The 264-nt window shown below is 74.6% G+C and carries 1 pseudogene; it reads left to right on the forward strand.

The window, feature by feature from the left end:
* Window positions 1-70: 70 nt before the first annotated feature.
* Window positions 71-264 (forward strand): annotated as a pseudogene (locus tag NVV99_RS26565) (hypothetical protein); the annotation flags it as partial.

Below are 264 nucleotides of genomic sequence, written 5' to 3' on the forward strand. Positions count from 1 at the left end.
CGTCGTTTGTTCGGACGAGCCTGCCTCCCGGCCCGACGACGCCCCGTGTGGGGCGAGAGGTATAGGGCCCGTGGCCAGGGGACCCGACGCAATCGGGCCCGTCGGTATCGGGCCGGTGGCGCTCGGACCGGTGGCGATCGGTCCCGTCGCGATGGGGCCCGTCCCGGAAGCTGTGGGTATCGGGCCGGTGTGCCGCGATCCCACCGGGATGGGACCCGTGGCGGGGCCGGGCGCCGGACGCCACACCGGGCGGTTCTTGTCGAG

Origin of the sequence: Rhodococcus sp. PAE-6 (assembly GCF_025290685.1) — a bacterium.
Classification (GTDB): domain Bacteria; phylum Actinomycetota; class Actinomycetes; order Mycobacteriales; family Mycobacteriaceae; genus Rhodococcus; species Rhodococcus pyridinivorans.